Source organism: Pseudomonas sp. NPDC089554, from assembly GCF_050280645.1.
Classification (GTDB): Bacteria; Pseudomonadota; Gammaproteobacteria; order Pseudomonadales; family Pseudomonadaceae; genus Aquipseudomonas.
In genome coordinates this window covers 1-1,011 of the sequence record NZ_JBNNVR010000211.1, presented here as the reverse complement: position 1 = coordinate 1,011, position 1,011 = coordinate 1, and the positions used below count along the sequence as shown (strand labels likewise).

The following is a 1,011-nucleotide window of genomic DNA, read 5'->3' as shown; positions in this document are numbered from 1 at the left end:
TCACAACGCGGCCACGGCGGGTATCTTCCTGTCGCCGGGGGCCAATGCCCTGGGCCGTGGTCCTGCAACGCGTAGTACAGCTGGCGCGAGCCGATGATCACCAGCTTGACGTTCAGCGGGATCATCTGCGGCGTCAGGGTGACGGTGGCGATACGGCCCAGCTCGCCCAGCGGCGACTCCATCTTCAGCTTGCGCGACTGCAAGGCGCGCTTGAGCGCGTCCCAGACGAACGGCTCGCCGAGCATCTTCTCGGCTTCGAGAATCAGGAAACCGCCATTGGCCCGGTGCAAGGCACCTGGGCGCAACTGCCGGTAGGAGGTGTTGAGGGCGCCTTGGTCGGTGCTGTATTCGATGCGCCCGAACAGGTTGTCGTAGGTCGGGTGCGGCTCGAACACCACCGGTGCGCCGCCGTTGCCCGGGTGGCCTGCCACCAGGCTGGGGGCGTACTGCTCCTCGAGCATCTTGCGCGCCACGGCGTCGGTCTTGGCGTCGTCGACCAGTTGCTCGACCACGGTACGCAGCAGGTTCAGTTGCAGCGACTGCAAGTAGGCGCAGACCGCGGCATTTTCCGCATATTTCTCGCACAGCGGCGCCAGTAAGGGCTGCAAGACCAGGGTGATGGTCTCTTCATTGAGCGCACGCAACTGGTTGTTCGACTCGCGCTTCCATTGCGGCAGGCTGGCCAGCTCCTCGTTGAGGCGCTCTTCCAGCTCGGAAATATCCTCATGGAAGCGCTCGCGCACCTCCTCGGGCAACTGGGCGAACTCGGCCTCGTCCAGCGCCTTGCCATCGGCCATGGGGGTGAAGGCGACGTTGCTGGCGTCACGGTACAGCGCCACGTCTTTTTCCAGCGAGGCACGCTCGATCACATCCAGGGCGCGGTCGTAACGCTGGTTGAAGGCGCGGTCGATAGCGCCTTTACTTCGAGCGGCGCTGGAAGTACCTGCGCGAAGGCGATTCGGCCACTGGCCTGCCACCGGCGCCGGCCGCCGTGCGCGATGAAATGGACGC

At 65.2% G+C, this 1,011-nt stretch carries 1 protein-coding gene; it reads right to left on the bottom strand.

Annotated features, from left to right (window positions below; genetic code table 11):
* Window positions 1-1,011: AAA family ATPase (locus ACQKPE_RS26615; RefSeq protein WP_427669660.1), on the bottom strand; the 1,011-nt coding region annotated here is incomplete at both ends.